Below are 16,078 nucleotides of genomic sequence, written 5' to 3' on the forward strand. Positions count from 1 at the left end.
CGTCTCCTGGGGTGGGGACCTCGCGGGTGGTCAGGCGGTAGTCGCCGGGGCCGTGGACGACGACGGCGCGCATCGTCTCCGGCACAGCGGAGTCCGTCGAAGTCTCGTTCGGGCGGGTCTCGGGGGCGGTGCTCATGGATACTCCTCGGGGAATGCCGGTGAGTCGGCAGCGACAGGGATGGCGACAGTGATGACGCCGGTGACCCACATCTCATGAGGCGAGTCACAGATTCCATGCTACGACGATCCGCACATGCGTCAAGCACATATGTTCATGCAGGTCAGGGGCCTTCCGTGCACGGCGATTCTCAGGTGCGCACCGTCGGATCGACATTCGTGCGGGCCGTCGATAGTCGACAGTCGACACTTGCCCGCTACGCTGGAGACATGTCGACGAAGAGCCTGCCGAAGCTGTCCCGCACCACGCTGCGCGAACAGGTGCTCGATTCACTCCGCGGAGCGATCCTCGACGGCACCTTCACTCCGGGCGACCACCTCGTGGAGACCGAGCTCGCCGAGAGCTACGGAGTCTCCCGCGGCACCGTGCGCGAGGGACTCCGCTCCCTGGAGCAGGCCGGACTGGTCAGCAGCGACCCGCGCGGCCAGGTCCGGGTGCGCCGGCTCGACGCCGCCGAGATCCGCGAGATCTTCCAGGTCCGCGCCGCACTGGAGTCCCTGGCCGTCGACGAGATCATCGCCCGCGGCGAGGCCGGCGCGGCCGCCGCGCAGCTGCGCGACCTGCTGCCGCCGGCCAAGGGCGACGCCGTCGACTATCTCGAGCGCCTGCGCCGCGACCTGGCCTTCCACCAGCGGATCTGCGAACTCTCGGGCAACGCGACGCTGCTGGACACCTGGAAGGGCCTGGAGGATCGCATGCGCGTGGTGATGTTCTCCCCCGGCCAGGGCGACCCCGTCGACATCATGGACTCCGACCACCACAGCCCGCTCATCGAGGCGATCGCCGCCGAAGACCGGACTGCCGCCCGCAGCGCGTTCTTCTCCCATATGGACGACGCCGCCCGGCGCTGGAGCAGCTGACCGCCCCGCCCCTTCCCCGCACGAGACCCACGGGCCGCCTGCCGCGAGCAGGCGGCCCGTCGTCGTCTGCGCACCCTGATCACCCATCCAGTCGACAACCATCTGGTGACTGTTGACAGTCGACGTCGAATCGCGCAGGATGGTGATCCGCACCACGTGACGGCAGGCACATCCCCGCCCCGGAGGACCGACCGGCCGCACATCGACTCATCCCCGCGGGCGGCCCCCGGCCGTCCGCTCCCACCGTCGAGGAGGTCACCGGTGACACCCTCATCACCTGCCCCGGGTCGCGACGCCGCACCCGGGAGCCCATCACCCGCCGCCCGCTCGCGCACCGGCCCTCGGCGTCGTCTGCGCCGGACGCTCGTCGCGGCCGCGGCCGTCGTCGGCCTGGTCTCGCTGCCCGCCTGCGGGACGGCGACCCCCGGCGCCGAGGACGACTCCCGCCGCCTGCTGCTCGGCCACGGCGCCGCACCGGGCAATCCCCGCTCGATCGCCGCCGAGCAGTTCAGCGAGCGCGTCGCCGAGGAGACCGACCAGCGCCTGGAGGTCCAGGTCCTCGGTTCGGAGGCGCTCGGCTCGGATTCCGAGATGCTGCTCTCCGTCGCCTCGGGCACTCTGGACATGTCCGTCAACTCCCAGGGGCCGTTCACCTCGATCGTCCCGGAGGCCAACCTGGTCGGCCTGCCGTTCCTCTTCGAGAACAGCGCCCACGCCTACGAGGTCCTCGACGGCGAGGTCGGCGACGCCCTCGCGGAGAAGGCCGAGGAGCGCGGTTACCACGTGCTCGCCTGGTGGGACAACGGCACCCGCGACATCACCAACAGCGTCCGGCCGATCGAGTCGCCTGAGGACGTGCAGGGCCTGAAGATCCGCACGCCGGACGACCCGATGACCATCGACATCTTCGAATCGCTGGGCGCCTCGCCGACGCCGATGGACTTCGGCGAGCTCTACCTCGGACTGCGCCAGGGCGCCGTCGACGGCCAGGAGAACCCGGTGGTGAACATCCACTCCTCCTCGCTGCACGAAGTCCAGGAGCATCTGGCGCACACCGGGCACAAATACGAGCTGAACCCCTTCGTCGTCTCCACCCAGACCTGGGCGACGCTCTCGGCGGAGGATCAGCGCCTGCTCACCGAGCAGGCCCGCGCGGCCCGCGACCACCAGCGCGAGCTGATGGCCGAGCAGACCGAGGAGATCAACGCCGAGTACGCCGAGACCCTCGAGGTCACCGAGCCGGACCGCGACGCCTTCCGCGAGGCGACCCGCGACGTCTACGCGACCTGGCGGGAGAAGCACCCGGACTTCTACGAGCAGATCACCGCGGCCGCCGACGCGACCCGCGACGACCACCAGGAGGAGGACCAGTGAACGACACCGCCCCTCGCCGCACGGCGCGCGACGGCGAGCGCTTCCTCTCCAACGCCGACCTCGCCGCCATCGACCGTCCCGACCTCGAGGTCGCGACGCCGCGCGGCACCGACCCCGTCAATGAGGCCCTCCGGCGCCTCGGAGCGACCCTCGCCGTCGTCTCGCTGCTGATCGTCTGGGCTCTGCTGCTGCTCTCGGTCGCACTGCGCTACCTGACCGGCTCGTCGATGGACTTCGCCGCTGAACTGCCCGCCTATCTGTATCCGTGGATCATCGCCGGCGGAGTGATCGTGGCCATGTCGCTGGGCGGACACATCGCCGTGGACTTCCTGCTCACCCGGCTCCGCCCGGGCGCCCGCCGCGGCGTCGAAGTCGGCGTCTGGACGGCCTCCGGGCTGCTCTTCGCCCTGGTGACGGTGCTGTGCGTGCCGCTGCTGGGCCCGCTGGTGGAGCAGGTCACGCCCATCCTGGGCTGGCCGCGCATGGGCAGCTTCGCCGCCTTCATCCTGATGACCATCGCGCTGACGGTGCAGAGCCTCGCGCGAGCCGTCCACATCGCCCGCGGCGGCTCCGAAGCCGTCCCCGGTCCCGCGGGATCGGCCCCTGAGGAGGTCCACGGTGTCTGAGATCCTGATCGCCCTCGTCGCGCTGCTGGCGCTGCTGGCCGTGGGGCTGCCGGTGGCCTTCGCCATCCTGGTTTCGACCCTGCTGGGCCTGCTGCTCATCGGCGACTTCCCGCTGCAGGTGGCCGCGCAGGCCTCCTTCCAGCCCACCGGGGACTTCCTGCTGCTGGCCATCCCGTTCTTCATCCTCACCGCCGACCTGCTGGCCAACGGCACGCTCGGCCGGCAGGTCATCGGCCTCGCCACCCGACTGGTCGGCCGCTTCCGCGGCGGCGTCGGCCAGTCCAGCGTGGTCACCTCGCTGGTCTTCTCCGGCGTCTCCGGCTCGGCAGTCGCCGATGCCTCCGGACTCGGCCGGGTGCTCATCCCCTGGTCCAAACAGGTGGGCTACTCCCCCTCCTACGCCGCGGCGGTGAACTCCTCGACGTCGATCCTCGGCGTCATCATCCCGCCGTCGATCCCGATGATCCTCTTCGCCGCGACCTCCGGCGCCTCCGTGGCGGCCGTCTTCGCCGCCGGCGTCGTGCCCGGACTCATCCTGGCGGTCGGCATGCTGATCGCCTGCTGGTACGCCGCCTTCAAGCACGGATTCCCCCGTGTGCGGGCGAAGCTGACGCCGAAGCGGCTGGCGAAGGATCTGCTGCTGGCCCTGCCGGCGATCGTGCTGCCGGTGCTGATGATCCGGCTGGTGCTGCTCTACGGCGTCGCCACCGTCACCGAAGTCTCGGTGCTCGCCGCGCTGTATGCGGTGGTGCTCCGGCTGACCATCTACCGGGACCTGTCGCTGCGCAGCTTCATCCAGTCGCTGGTCTCGACCGCCTCGGCCACCGGCGTGGTGATGCTGCTGATCATGACCTCCTCGGCGCTGAGCTGGCTGCTCACCGTCCAGGAGGTCCCGCAGCAGCTCGCCGACCTGGTCCTGGACAGCATCGGTGCGCCGTGGCTGGTCGTCCTGGCGATGATCGTGCTGCTGCTCCTCGTGGGCATGTTCCTGGACATGTCGCCGGCGATCCTGCTGCTCACCCCGGTGCTGATGCCGCTGGCCGGGAGCATCGGCATGGATCCGGTGCACCTGGGCGTGGTCATGGTCCTCAGCCTCGCCGTGGGCCTGTTCACTCCGCCGGTGGGCACCACGCTCTACATCTCCTCGTCCATCGGCGAGGTCCCGGTCGAGCAGACGGTGCGGGCGCTGCTGCCGTTCTACGCGGTCGCGCTGCTGGTCCTGCTGCTCGTCGCCTATGTCCCCTCGTTGCTGGTCACGCTCTGAGCGCCGGCCGTGCACTCCGGACCCCGCAGCACCCCTGAAGACACCTGAACCTAGCTGAAGACACCTGAGGAAGGAAGACGCATGTCCCACCGCACCACCTCCCCCGATCCGCAGCGCACCGCCGTCGTCACCGGCGCGGCCTCGCCCCGCGGCATCGGCCGCGCCACGGCCCTCCGCTACGCCGACGAGGGCTGGGCCGTGGCCCTGCTGGACCTCGACGGCGACGGCGCCCGCGCCGCGGCCGAGGACATCGCCGCGCGCACCGGCGTGCCGACGCTGGGCGTCGCCGCCGACGTCACCTCGCGGGACTCGGTGTTCGCCGCGGCCGAGTCCGTGCGCTCCGCCGAGCTGCCGCCCGTCGGCGCGCTGGCGACCATCGCCGGGATGCCTTCGCCGGTGCCCTTCCTCGAGGTCGACGAGGAGCTCTGGCACAAGGTCCTCGACGTCAACCTCACCGGCACGTTCTTCACCTGCCAGGCCTTCCTGCAGGACATGATCGACGGCGGCTACGGCCGCATCGTGACCATGTCCTCGGTCTCCGCGCAGCAGGGCGGCGGGGTCTTCTCCAAGACGCCCTACTCCGCGGCCAAGGCCGGCGTGCTGGGCCTGACCCGCTCGCTCGCCCGCGAGGTCGCGGAGCACGGCGTCTCGGTCAACGCCATCTCTCCGGGGGTGGTCGACACCGACATCCGTGCCGAGGACTCCGACGAGGAGAACGAGGTCCGGCTGTCCGAGTCGGTGCCGATGAAGCGCCAGGCCTCCGCGGCGGAGATCGGCGCGCTGGCAGTCTGGCTCTCCGGCACCGAGGCCGGCTACATCACCGGCGGCACCCACAACATCAACGGCGGAGCCTACATTGCCTGAGCCGCGGACACCGGCCGAACAGCAGGGGCAGCAGGAGGCGCTCCGGAACCGGGTCGGGATCTCCACCATCAGCTTCCGGCAGCGCGAGCTGGACGAAGCCCTGGAGGTCATCGCCGGGCTGGGCGCCGTCGACGTCGATCTCGGGGCGATCCCGGCGGTGGTGGACCACATCCCGGTGCCCTACGCCGGCGAACCGGCGACTGTCGCCGGGACCCTGGCGGGCCACGGGCTGCACGCCGGGGCGGTGAACGCCGACCTCGGCGACTTCAACGACCCGGCGCTCTCCGCGGCGGACCTCGCCGAGGTCGCGCGGCCGCTGATCCGGCTGGCCGCGGCCTCCGGCGGAGCACTCATCGTGCCCGCCGGCCGGGCGAGCTGGGAGCCGTTCGTCGACGTCGAGGAGGACCTGGCCTGCCTCGTGGCCAACCTCGAGCGGCTCGCGGCGCTCTGCGCCGAGCAGGACGTGCGCCTGCTGGTCGAGGTGCTGCACCACCGCCGCTTCGTGCACTCGGTGGAGCGGGCTCAGGCGGTCCTCGACGCCCTCGGTCAGGAGACGGCCGGACTGCTCTTCGACGTCTCGCACATCGTCGCCTCTGCCGAGGACCCGGTGGCCTGGCTGCGTCGCTGCGCCGCGCGGGTGGAGCGGGTCCACCTGCGCGACGCGGTGCCCGGGGATCTGAACCTCGGCATCGGCCGAGGTCAGGTGGACTTCCCCGGCGTCATCGGCGCTCTGGAGGACACCGGCTACTCCGGCGGCTACATCCTCGAGCTGGAGACCCACGACGTCGCCGAGGCCGACCGCGAGGCCGACGCCGCCGACGCCCGACGGCGCATCCTCGCGATCCTCGCCGAGCACGCCTCCCCCGATTCCCGCGACGCCGCGAGCGGCACCGTCGGCGGGACGACCCCCGCCTCCGTACAGGAAGGATCTCTATGAACACCGCACCGCAGCCTGCCGCGCGGGCCCCGATGGGCGACCGCGGCCTGGACGTCAGGATCAAGAGTGCCCAGGAGGCCGCCCATCGGATCCGGCTGGGCGTCCTCGAGCAGGGCGAGGCCCAGGGCGGCGGCTACGTCGGTCAGGGGCTCGGCGTCGCCGACGTGCTCGCCGTCGCCTACACCGACCAGCTGCGCCTGGACCCGGCCGATCCCGAGTGGGAGGACCGCGACCGGTTCCTGCTCTCCATCGGCCACTACGCTCTGGCGCTGTACTCCGCGCTCGCCGAGGCCGGGACCATCGAGCGCGAGGAGCTGGAGAGCTACGCCGCCGACGGGTCGCGACTGCCCATGTCAGGCATGTCCACCTATACCCCGGGCATGGAGATCTCCGGCGGCTCGCTGGGCCACGGTCTCGGCGTCGCCGTCGGCATGGCGCTGAGCCTGCGGCACCAGGGGCGCGAGGAGCAGCTCGTCTACAACCTGCTCTCCGACGGCGAGCTCGACGAGGGCGCCACCTGGGAGGCGGCGATGAGCGCCTCACACTTCCAGCTGGGCAACCTGGTCGCCGTGGTGGACATGAACGGCATGCAGGCTGACGGACCGACTGCCGAGGTGCTGCCCACCGAGCCGCAGGTCCAGCGCTGGGAGTCCTTCGGCTGGCACGCCCAGCGTGTGGACGGCAACGACCCCGAGGAGCTGATCCGCGCCTTCGACGCCGCCCGTGAGCAGGCCGGCGCCACCGGACGGCCGCACGTGATCCTCTGCGACACCGTGATGGGCAAGGGAGTTCCGATGCTGGAGAGCCGGGAGAAGCTCCACTTCATGAAGATCGCCGACGACGAGTGGGGCCTCTGCAAGGAGCAGCTGGCCGCCGGCCGCGCGTCCGACGACGCTGAGTCCGACGAGTCCGAGGAGGACGTCCGATGAGCACCTCGAGCACTTCGACCACGGCCGCGCAGGCGCCGAAGCGATCGGCCTCGATGATCGCCTCGATCGCCGATGCCGGCGTGGAGACCACCCGCGCGCCCTTCGGCCATGCGCTCAACGCCGTCGCCGCCGACGACGAGCGCGTCGTCGGACTCACCGCCGACCTGGGCAAGTACACCGATCTGCACATCTTCGGCGAGGAGCACCCGGACCGGTACTACCAGATGGGCATGGCCGAGCAGCTGGCCTTCGGAGCCGCGGCCGGCATGGCCCAGACCGGGCTGCTGCCCTTCGTGACGACCTACTCGGTCTTCGCCACCCGCCGGGCCTACGACTTCCTGTGCCTGGACATCGCCGAGCCGGGCCTCAACGTCAATGTGATGGCCGCTCTGCCGGGCCTGACCACCGGCTACGGTCCTTCGCACCAGGCCTTCGAGGACATGGCGATCCTGCGCGGCATGCCGGATCTGACGATCGTCGACCCGGCCGACGCCCTCGACATCGAGCAGGCCGTCCCGCAGCTGGCCGCCGCTCCCGGCGCCAGCTACACCCGCCTGCTCCGCGGGGCCGTGCCGCGGGTGCTGCACGAGTACGACTACAGCTTCGAGCTCGGCAAGGCCAAAGTGGTCCGTCCCGGCGAGGACGTGCTGCTGGTCTCCAGCGGCCTGATGACCATGCGGGCGCTGCTGGCCGCGGAGAAGCTGGCCGAGCACTCGGTCGACGTCGCCGTGCTGCATTGCCCGACGATCAAGCCTTTCGACGCCGAGACGGTGCTGGACGCGATCGACACGCCGCGGATGACGCTGACCTGCGAGAACCACACGGTGGTCGGCGGGCTCTTCGAGTCGGTGGCCGCGGCGATGGCACGGCGGCCGATCGGCAGGCCGGTCACCCCGATCGCCCTGCCGGACGAGTTCCTCGACGCCGGCGCGCTGCCGACGCTGCACGACCGCTACGGGCTCTCCACCGACGCGGTGGTCGCCCGCGTGCTCGCCGAGCTCGACGCGCAGGGCTGAGTCGGCAGACCCAGCGATGGCTCTGGAGTTCGGGCCTGAACTCCCTCAATACGAGAGGGGTTCCGGCCCGAACTCCAGAGCCATCGTTGTATGCGGGGCCGGGGCCGGGAGCAGAGCCGGCCGACGGGGCTCAGCTCACGCCGTAGGCCAGCAGCGAGTTCGCCCAGTCCTCGATCGCCGGCCAGTCGCGCAGGTCGGCGTCGGTCGGCGCCTGGGCGACCTTCAGCTGCAGCTTCTCAACGAGGCTGAGCTTCGACGCGTCGATCGCCCCGCGGAAGTAGACCACCTCGCGGTGGGGATGCTGCTTCAGCCGCGCCTCCATCGAGGCGTCCAGCACCGGGCCGCCGCCGACGGCGAAGAGGAACAGCGGCTTGCCGGACAGTTCGGTGCGGTTGCTGTCCAGGAACATGGTTCCTGCCTCGTCCAGCTTCTGGCGGTACACCGGCATGCCGACGACGACGTTGTCGGCCTCGTAGAGCCACGGCCCGGCCGCCGAGACGTCCTTGGCATGGGCGGCGACGCCGCGGGCGCTCAGCGTGGTGGCGATGCGCTCGCCGATCTCCGCCGTCGAGCCGTGCTTGCTCGCCGTGACGACCAGTGTGGTCATGGGGTCCTCCGCCTTTCGCCAGCGCTTGTGCGTCTGGAGACGAGCCTATCGAATCCGCGGCCTCCCAGGCGCCTCCTCCCGTTCGACGGCCGAGTCCGGTCGGGCTCTTCTTCCGGCGTCTTCGGCGAGCATCCCCTTCTCGGACTTCGCGATGACGCGGGTGCCGGTCAGGTCGCCGGTGACATTGCAGACCGTCCTCCCCATGTCGAGGATCGCATCGATGCCGGCGACCAGGGCGACCGGGCCCATCGGCAGCCCCGCCGAGGTCACCGCCATGGTGAGCATGATCAGCCCCGCGCCGGGGACTCCTGCGGTGCCCACTGAGGCCAGCACCCCGACGGCGGCGACAGTGGCCAGCTGCGCGAGGGTGAGCTGGGCTCCGGTGACGTCGGCGACGAATACGGTGGCCGCACCGACGTAGATGGCGGTGCCGTCCATGTTTATCGTCGCGCCCAGCGGGAGGGTGAAGGAGTAGACGCCTTTGCCCACGCCCAGCTTCTCGGCCGCCTGACTGGTGACCGGCAGCGTACCGCTGGAGGATCGGGTGACGAAGCCGGTGAGCATCGGCTCCTTGGCCGCACGGAAGAACCGGCCGATCGGAGCGCGGAAGAGCAGCAGGATCACCGTGTAGACCACGATCTGGACGGCGATGCCGCCGTAGACGACGCCGGTGAGCTTGGCCAGCGGCAGCAGCGCGTCGGCGCCGGTCTCGCCGACCACGACGGCGATCAGTGCGAAGACGCCGATCGGCGAATACTGCAGCACGCCGCGGATGATCAGGAAGACCAGCTCGACGCCGCCGTCGACGACGCGCCGCAGATCCGCGGCGAGCGAGGAGAGGCGCTCCTCCCCGCTGTCCTGCAGGAAGGCCAGGGCGACGCCGGCCACCAGGGCGAAGAACATCACCGCCAGGACCCGCCCGTCGGCGAGGGCGGAGAAGATGTTCTCCGGCACGATGTCGGTGAGCACCTGGGACAGCGGCGGCGCGGACTGCTCCTCGACCTCCTCGGTGCCGTCCAGGGTCAGCCCGGCGCCGGGCGAGATCAGCAGCGCCAGGCCGATGCCGGCGGCCATCGCGAAGGCGGTGGTCACCAGGTAGTAGATGAAGGCCTTGCCGCCGATGCGCCCGAGCGTCGTGGGCGAGACGGAGGCGACTCCGGAGACGAGGGTGAGCAGGATCAGCGGCATGACCAGCATGGACAGCAGTCGCAGGAAGATGTCGCCGAGCGGTTCGATGACCGTGATCGGTTCGCCCACCGCCAGTCCGGCGACGACGCCGAGCACCAGTGCGACGGCGAGCTTCCAGATCAGCGGGATGTCCAGGTAGCGTCGCCACAGCGAGCGGCGGGGTGGCTCTCCGGAGGAGCCTGAAGGATCGGAGGGGTCGGCGGCGGAGGTCGTCCGCGGATCGTCGGCCATGCGTCATCACTCCCCGAGGACCGTCCGGGATCACCGTCGATCCTCGTGTCGGCAACAGGGACGGACGACAGTGTGACACAGGTGACAGAGCGTGATGCGGAGGCAGAGGAGGGCTCAATCCGCAAGGTGACCCGTGGCCCCTCATCGAACATACGCGGGACCTCGACGACCCGGCGCGAAGAGCAGTCAACCAGTCACTCCGCTTTGAGCGGCCCGAACTTCTCCTCAAGCACCTGCTGGTTCATTCTGCTCACGCACAGTTCACGAGCACGGCGATCAATCGGGGCTCCAAGCTCCTCCAATGCATCTGAAATATCTCCAGAATACCTTGCCGTATCGCGAGCTGCGATATTCGGAATATCGGCTAGCACAGGGCGCCCTTCGACCTCTTCATCACTAACCCATTCAGGAGCTCTCTTGATAAATGATTGATACGATATATCGCCATCGCGCACCCGCTCATGAACCTGCTGAGAATAACAATTCAAAATTCCATGGCCGACATGATAAGCATCGTCCACGTAAGCTGAGCACCACGCACCATCGTACTCACTGCATCGATCGCCAACGACATCGCCCGCCTCCTCGGGAGCTCCACAGGCACTGGCAAAAAGCAGGATCGAAAAGATCGACACAATACTCTTCAAGTCCAGCCCTGCCCCAATGAGGTGGGTATCAGACCTCGACATGCTCTAGTCATCCCTCAAGCTTTTCGAAAGAACATTGCTGGAAAATTTATCACTAGAAAACGTAGAAGAACCTCCACTATAGTAGTTATTCACAAATTCGTCGAAGTCTTCTATCTGGACGGAAATATCCAACCCCTTCTCCCCGAGGAACGTGTCGAGATCGTCCTGAACTGTCAGCTCGTACGCGGGAATCAACTGGTTCACGTTTAGCTCTTCACCTTCCCGAAGATCCTTTTGAACGCTGTCGTGGAGATTGTCGAACAACCTGTCAGGCAGGGCGGCATCGGGCCCTGCATAGTTCTGCACACCATCGAGACTCTCACCGCCCAGGCTCTCCAACAGCCAAACCTTAGTTCGCGCCCGAAGGAGGTTCAGCCGGTACTGAGGCGAAGCACCGTCGAAGGTGGAGTTCGTCTCGGACGTCGAGAAGTCCACGTCGAGGTTCCCGATGGCAAGGTCTCCGATTCCCGTGGCGGGGTTCGGGAATATCGAGGAGACGATATCGACGCCGACCTGGACCATTCGAAAGACTCTGGCATTCGCTTCGTCCTGCGACACGTCGGAGTGGCGAGCCTCTGCGTAGACGCCGCCCTCGTATTTGCCCTGCAGGATGCCGACCTTCTGTCCTGCAGCTTCGAGATCTCCGCCCTCACCGAGCCCCTCCGCGACCACAGCCGCCTGATAATGCTGAACTTCTGCGGACAGCAGCCCGGCCGTCTTCTCGTTCGAGGTGGCGAGCGCCATGATCCTCACATGGCGCTCGTCGTCGAGTTCTCCGGACGGGCTTCCATCGGCGAGAGCGATCTCGTCGAGGTTCGCAGCCGTGGTCCGGACGAAGCTCTCGGCAAGCACCTCGTTCTGCTCCAACGCGCTGGAGTCGACACCGCCCATGAGCTGTCCGAAGACGTCGGGAGAGCTTCCCCCATCGCCGACGGATGTCACTGTCTCCATCAAGCTGTACCAGGCGTCCTCAGCGCGATCAGACAGGCCGTCATCCGACCCGATCCAATCGATGAGACTGGCGACGGCAGCACCTCCGTCGTCCCAATCGTGGTCGAACACTGTGGAGACGAACACAGACGGATGGTGCTGCTCGGGGAATCGTGTGCCCTCGAACCCATCGACGTCATCGGTGCCGGACAGCAAGGCGGCCGAGGCCGCTTCGTTCCGTCCAACAAGGTCGAAAACGTGCCTCAGGGAACTCTCAGGCACGCCCGGTGACTGCAGCTCGTCGTGCCGGCCGGAAACTTCTTCCAGGCGCATAGCATGCTGAGCCGCCCGTGCCAGCTCGACCGTCAGGTCATCACCCGGACGGGACGTCGAAGCGGCATGTTGGAGCACGTCCGTCAGATCGGCGAACCCGCGATAGCCCGTAGGACTCACGGACTTCTGCGCCGCCTCGCGCACCCCCTCCGGCAGCTCGTCCCAGCCTCCGCCGTAGTCCTCCCGGGACAGCGTCAGCAGACCGTCGGCCCAGCCCTGGCGGATGGTCTCCAGCTGCTCGTCATCGGCGGCCTGCTCGTATTCTTCCGTGAAGGGCCACAGGCCGCCGGTCCGCACCCCGTCCTCGAGGTACTTCGTCACCTCGTCCCGGCGGGCATATGTCGCACGGTGGAACGCGCCGAGGTACCCCATGGCACCGGACACGGCCTCAGACTCCTCCAGGTCCACCTCGTTCGAGGCGGCCCAGTCCTCCAGCGAGTCCAGCCCGTCGCTGATCTCGCTCGACCGGCCGAAGGCCTCGGCCATCTCGTCGGCCATCTCCTCATCGGACAGCGCCTCCTCGACGGTCTCGGCATCACTCTCCCCGTCCGAGGGATCGACGTCGGGCACGGCCAGCCGGATGATCGCCGACTCGACCTGCTCGCGCGTCTGGTCGTCCAGCTCGTCCAGGTCGACATCCATCAGGTCCTCGAGCGCCTGAGAGTTCTCCTCGAGGTACCGCCGACGCTCCTCCTCGCTCATGGTCGTCGGGATCGGCGGCAGGTCGACGTCGACGTCCGAAGGGTCAAAGGCGCCTCCCCGTCCGCCGAAGAGCGCCGAGCCGATCGCGAGACCGGCACCGGCCCCGAATCCGAGGCCGAACCCGGCCGTGGAGAACGGGCCCGAGCCCGCGCTCTGCGGCAGCACGACGGCGCCGAGCACGCGACTCTGCTGCTCGATGGTCTCGGCGACCCCGGACTGCGCCTGCTCCCAGCGATGGCGCAGCGAGGCCCCGTCCCAGGCGAAGTCCTGGACCTGCAGCCGCTCCGCGTCGACGTCGTCGTCGGCGTCGGCGTCCTCGACGTCGCGCGCGGCCTGCACCATCTGCGGCCTCCGCTGCTGCAGCGCATCGGCCTCGGCCTCCAGCGCCTCGGCAGTGCTCGCGAAGGACTCCACGGCCTCGGCGACCTGCTCCACGGCGGAGGCCCACAGCTGAGCCGGATCGATCAGCGGATCGATCGCGCTGTGCACCGTCGCCGCCGTCTCCGGCTCGTCGTACGCGGCCTGCATGCCGCCCCAGGTGCTCTGCTGCTCCTCGACGCCGGCGCGGGCCGCCTGCACGGCGGCCCGCCAGGTGTCACAGTGCTCCCGCAGCGCGGACCACGAACCGCTGTTCTCGGGCACCTGGGCCACTGTCACACCGTCGGTCCCGGCCCGTCCTCGCACGAACATCGATTGGATCTCCCCTCGCGTCCTTCGTCAGCGTCGGCCGAACTTTGACGGGTCGAAGGCGCCGCCGTCCACGCTCCAGCCGGCCGTCCGGGACTCGGCGGCGGCGCCGTCGGCGGCCATCTGCTCGTCGCCGGCGGCGACCTGGGACAGTGCGTCCTGCACCGCCGCGCTGCGCAGATCCGACTCGTCGAGCACCTGGCCGGCCACCGATTCGGCGAGCCGGCAGAATGCGGAGAAGGCCGTCGCCGCAGTCTCGGCGGTCCCGAAGAGGGACTCCGCAGTCCCCGCGGCGGACTCGGCCGCCGCGTTCTGCCCGCGGGCGCCCGCGTTCAGCCCGCCGACCTGGTCGAGGATCCCCCGACCCAGCCCGGTCTGCACGTCGAATCGCACCATCGCCGCCGTGTGCTCCCCTCGTCCCGGCGCTCGCACCTCCATGACGCGACCACGCTACACGGAGGACGACCGATCGCGCCGCAGTTCTCCACAGGCTCCGGACACACCTGCGGGCCGGGTGCTCACCCGGCCCGCAGAAGCTCATGAACCCGCCGTCGGGGCGGGAGGCTCAGTCCAGCGCGGCGCTCACTTCACCCCGCGCAGATCCAGCGGCAGCGTGTCGGCCGCGCCCTCGACCAGGTTCACCGGGATGCCCCAGTCCTGCTGGTAGAGGTGGCAGGCCGCGTGCATCGGAATCTCCTCGCCCGGGGCGCCGTCGCAGGCCGCGGCGCGCGCGGTGATGTGCAGGACGCCCTCGCCGACGGACGGGTCCAGCTGCAGCGTGCGCGCCAGTCCCTCCGAGCTGCCCGCGCCGGAGACGATCAGCTCCTCCGGCGAGGAGGAGATCTTCAGCTGGGTCGGGTCGCCGAAGCGGTCGTCGAGCTTCTGGCCCGTCGGCGCGGAGAAGCCGACGGTCAGCGTCAGCTCGCCCGGCGCGACGTCGGTGCTGGGCCGGTGCGACTGCATCGCGCCCTCGTCGACGGTGAGGAACTCCTCCGGGATCGCGACGCGCACCAGCTCGTGGGCGTTGGTCTCGACCACCAGCAGGGTGGAGCCGTCGGCGTCGAGCAGCACGTCGGAGGGCTCCTTCAGCCCGCGGGCGACGGTGGAGACCTCGGCGTCCACTGTGGTGCCGTCGGCGGCGGTGTGCTCGCCGCGGTAGCGGCGGATCGCGCCGTTGTAGGTGTCGGCGACCAGCACCGAGCCGTCGGGCAGCGCGGCCACCCCCAGCGGGTGCTGCAGCCGGGCCTGGGAGGGGTCGCCGTCGCGGAAGCCGAAGTCGAACAGGCCCTCGCCGACGATCGTCTCCACCTGCGGGGCCCGTGGGTCCTGCGCCGTGCGCAGCACGCGCAGCGAGGACGTCTCCGAGTCGGCGATCCAGACGTCGCCGGCCGCGTCGACGGCCAGTCCCGAGGTCTGAGCGAACCAGGCCTCGTCGGCCGCGCCGTCGGTCAGCCCTTCCAGCCCGGTGCCGGCCAGCACGCGCAGTTCGCCGGTGGTCGGGACGAACTCGACGATCTGGTGGGTGCCGGCCATCGCGACGATCAGCGTGCCGGCGGCCGCCGACCACAGCACGTCCCACGGCGAGGACAGCGAGACCTCCAGCGGCTCGGTGCCCAGGCTGCCCACGCCGCCGGTCTGCTCCTGGGTCACCCGGTCGGAGTCGATCAGCCGCTGCACGCCGTTGCCGGCCACGGTGATCACCCGGTCGCCGGCGACGTCGATGCCGCGCAGCCGGTGGTTGACGGTGTCGGCGACGACGACGTCATAGCCGACCTGCGCGGCGACCTCGGCCGGCAGGATCGCCACGCCCTGCGGCTCGGTGAACAGCGCCTCGGCGCCGGTGCCGTCGCGGTGACCCTTCTGCCCGCCGTCCGACGCCGCACCGGCCTCGTCCTGCGCCCCGCCGCCCCAGGAGCGGACGACGGTCTCCAGGTCGGCATCGAGCTCGACGATGCGGTGATTGCCGGTGTCGGCGACCAGGAAGCGACCGGCGGCCGCGCCGTCGTCGTCGGCGCCCAGCGGGCGGGTCACCGGCACGGCGGTGCCCGGGAAGCGCAGCGTGCGCGAGACCGGCTCCGGCGGCACATAAGGGCCGTCGCCGCGGTGCAGCGTGCCCTTGGCCTCGTGCTCGGCGGCGAGCTCCTCGACCAGCGAGTCGAGTCCGGCCACGTGGCCCTCGCCGGCCAGATGCGCGGCGATGTAGCCTTCCGGATCGATGACGACCAGCGTCGGCCAGGCCCGGGCCGAATAGGCCTGCCAGGTGGTCAGGTGCGGGTCGTCGAGCACCGGCCGGGCGATCTCGTAGCGCTCGACGGCGGCGGCCAGCGCATCCGGGTCGGCCTCGTGGTCGAACTTCGGCGAGTGCACGCCGACGGTGACCAGCACGTCGGAGAAGCGCTCCTCCAGCGGGCGCATCTCGTCGAGCACGTGCAGGCAGTTGATGCAGCAGAAGGTCCAGAAGTCGAGGATGACGATCTTGCCGCGCAGGTCTTCGAGCGTGACCTCCTCTCCGCCGGTGTTCAGCCATCCGCGGCCGACGAGCTCGGAGGCCCGCACCCGGTCGGTGCGGCGGATCGTCTCCGTCATGCTGGTGCTCCTTCGTGTGAAGCGCGCGGTGCGCGCGATGCGTGCTGCGGGTCGTGACAGCCGGCCCGTTCCGGAGG

General features: G+C 69.7%; 14 protein-coding genes. 8 read left to right on the plus strand and 6 right to left on the minus strand.

All coding sequences use genetic code 11. From position 1 onward, the window contains the following. The first annotated feature begins 387 nt into the window (after positions 1-387). The 8 genes from ABD652_RS10585 to ABD652_RS10620 all read left to right on the plus strand — a co-directional run bounded on the left by ABD652_RS10585 (position 388) and on the right by ABD652_RS10620 (position 8,048). Positions 388-1,038 carry a GntR family transcriptional regulator gene (locus ABD652_RS10585; RefSeq protein WP_344721103.1) on the plus strand — a complete coding sequence of 217 codons (651 nt, stop codon included), beginning with the start codon at positions 388-390 and terminating at the stop codon, positions 1,036-1,038. A 261-nt stretch (positions 1,039-1,299) separates the two neighbouring features. Next, the gene (locus ABD652_RS10590) at positions 1,300-2,412 is read left to right on the plus strand and encodes a TRAP transporter substrate-binding protein (RefSeq protein WP_344721107.1); all 1,113 of its coding nucleotides are present in this window, start codon (positions 1,300-1,302) and stop codon (positions 2,410-2,412) included. Then, on the plus strand, positions 2,409-3,038 hold the full coding sequence (locus ABD652_RS10595) for a TRAP transporter small permease (protein ID WP_344721109.1): 630 nt from the start codon (positions 2,409-2,411) through the stop codon (positions 3,036-3,038). The genes ABD652_RS10590 and ABD652_RS10595 overlap by 4 nt, the downstream gene beginning before the upstream one ends. After that, complete coding sequence (locus ABD652_RS10600; protein ID WP_344721111.1) at positions 3,031-4,302, plus strand: TRAP transporter large permease; 1,272 nt, start codon at positions 3,031-3,033, stop codon at positions 4,300-4,302. Before ABD652_RS10595 ends, ABD652_RS10600 begins: the two co-directional genes overlap by 8 nt. Before the next feature lie 81 nt (positions 4,303-4,383). Next, a complete protein-coding gene (locus ABD652_RS10605) occupies positions 4,384-5,166 on the plus strand; it encodes an SDR family NAD(P)-dependent oxidoreductase (RefSeq protein ID WP_344721113.1) in 783 nt (260 codons plus the stop codon). Beyond that, positions 5,159-6,103 carry a sugar phosphate isomerase/epimerase family protein gene (locus tag ABD652_RS10610; protein ID WP_344721115.1) on the plus strand — a complete coding sequence of 315 codons (945 nt, stop codon included), beginning with the start codon at positions 5,159-5,161 and terminating at the stop codon, positions 6,101-6,103. Before ABD652_RS10605 ends, ABD652_RS10610 begins: the two co-directional genes overlap by 8 nt. A 32-nt stretch (positions 6,104-6,135) precedes the next feature. Next, complete coding sequence (locus tag ABD652_RS10615) at positions 6,136-7,032, plus strand: transketolase (protein ID WP_344721353.1); 897 nt, start codon at positions 6,136-6,138, stop codon at positions 7,030-7,032. Further along, positions 7,029-8,048 (plus strand): transketolase family protein, encoded by a 1,020-nt coding sequence (locus tag ABD652_RS10620; RefSeq protein ID WP_344721117.1) that lies wholly within the window; start codon positions 7,029-7,031, stop codon positions 8,046-8,048. The genes ABD652_RS10615 and ABD652_RS10620 overlap by 4 nt, the downstream gene beginning before the upstream one ends. 130 nt (positions 8,049-8,178) lie before the next feature. On the opposite strand, the gene ABD652_RS10625 is transcribed toward ABD652_RS10620, so the two are convergent. The 6 genes from ABD652_RS10625 to ABD652_RS10650 form a co-directional block, all read right to left on the minus strand. After that, on the minus strand, positions 8,179-8,655 hold the full coding sequence (locus ABD652_RS10625) for a flavodoxin domain-containing protein (RefSeq protein ID WP_344721119.1): 477 nt from the start codon (positions 8,653-8,655) through the stop codon (positions 8,179-8,181). Positions 8,656-8,700: 45 nt separating this feature from the next. Beyond that, positions 8,701-10,074, minus strand: a complete 1,374-nt coding sequence (locus ABD652_RS10630) for a dicarboxylate/amino acid:cation symporter (RefSeq protein ID WP_344721121.1) — start codon at positions 10,072-10,074, stop codon at positions 8,701-8,703. A gap of 194 nt (positions 10,075-10,268) precedes the next feature. After that, positions 10,269-10,709: a hypothetical protein gene (locus ABD652_RS10635; RefSeq protein ID WP_344721123.1), complete on the minus strand. Its 441-nt coding sequence runs from the start codon at positions 10,707-10,709 to the stop codon at positions 10,269-10,271. 57 nt (positions 10,710-10,766) lie between these two features. Beyond that, a complete protein-coding gene (locus tag ABD652_RS10640; RefSeq protein ID WP_344721126.1) occupies positions 10,767-13,370 on the minus strand; it encodes a TPR repeat domain-containing protein in 2,604 nt (867 codons plus the stop codon). A 75-nt stretch (positions 13,371-13,445) separates the two neighbouring features. Further along, on the minus strand, positions 13,446-13,853 hold the full coding sequence (locus tag ABD652_RS10645; RefSeq protein ID WP_344721128.1) for a hypothetical protein: 408 nt from the start codon (positions 13,851-13,853) through the stop codon (positions 13,446-13,448). A gap of 144 nt (positions 13,854-13,997) precedes the next feature. Beyond that, positions 13,998-16,001, minus strand: coding sequence for an NHL domain-containing thioredoxin family protein (locus ABD652_RS10650; RefSeq protein ID WP_344721130.1), 2,004 nt, complete (start codon positions 15,999-16,001; stop codon positions 13,998-14,000). Positions 16,002-16,078: the final 77 nt, after the last annotated feature.

The organism is Nesterenkonia halobia (genome assembly GCF_039536005.1).
Classification (GTDB): domain Bacteria; phylum Actinomycetota; class Actinomycetes; order Actinomycetales; family Micrococcaceae; genus Nesterenkonia; species Nesterenkonia halobia.

Coding starts and splice junctions, on each gene's coding strand:
- ABD652_RS10585 (WP_344721103.1), top strand. CDS start 388: ATGTCGACGAAGAGCCTGCCGAAGCTGTCCCGCACCACGCTGCGCGAA.
- ABD652_RS10605 (WP_344721113.1), top strand. CDS start 4,384: ATGTCCCACCGCACCACCTCCCCCGATCCGCAGCGCACCGCCGTCGTC.
- ABD652_RS10615 (WP_344721353.1), top strand. CDS start 6,136: ATGGGCGACCGCGGCCTGGACGTCAGGATCAAGAGTGCCCAGGAGGCC.
- ABD652_RS10620 (WP_344721117.1), top strand. CDS start 7,029: ATGAGCACCTCGAGCACTTCGACCACGGCCGCGCAGGCGCCGAAGCGA.
- ABD652_RS10625 (WP_344721119.1), bottom strand. CDS start 8,655: ATGACCACACTGGTCGTCACGGCGAGCAAGCACGGCTCGACGGCGGAG.
- ABD652_RS10630 (WP_344721121.1), bottom strand. CDS start 10,074: ATGGCCGACGATCCGCGGACGACCTCCGCCGCCGACCCCTCCGATCCT.
- ABD652_RS10645 (WP_344721128.1), bottom strand. CDS start 13,853: ATGGAGGTGCGAGCGCCGGGACGAGGGGAGCACACGGCGGCGATGGTG.
- ABD652_RS10650 (WP_344721130.1), bottom strand. CDS start 16,001: ATGACGGAGACGATCCGCCGCACCGACCGGGTGCGGGCCTCCGAGCTC.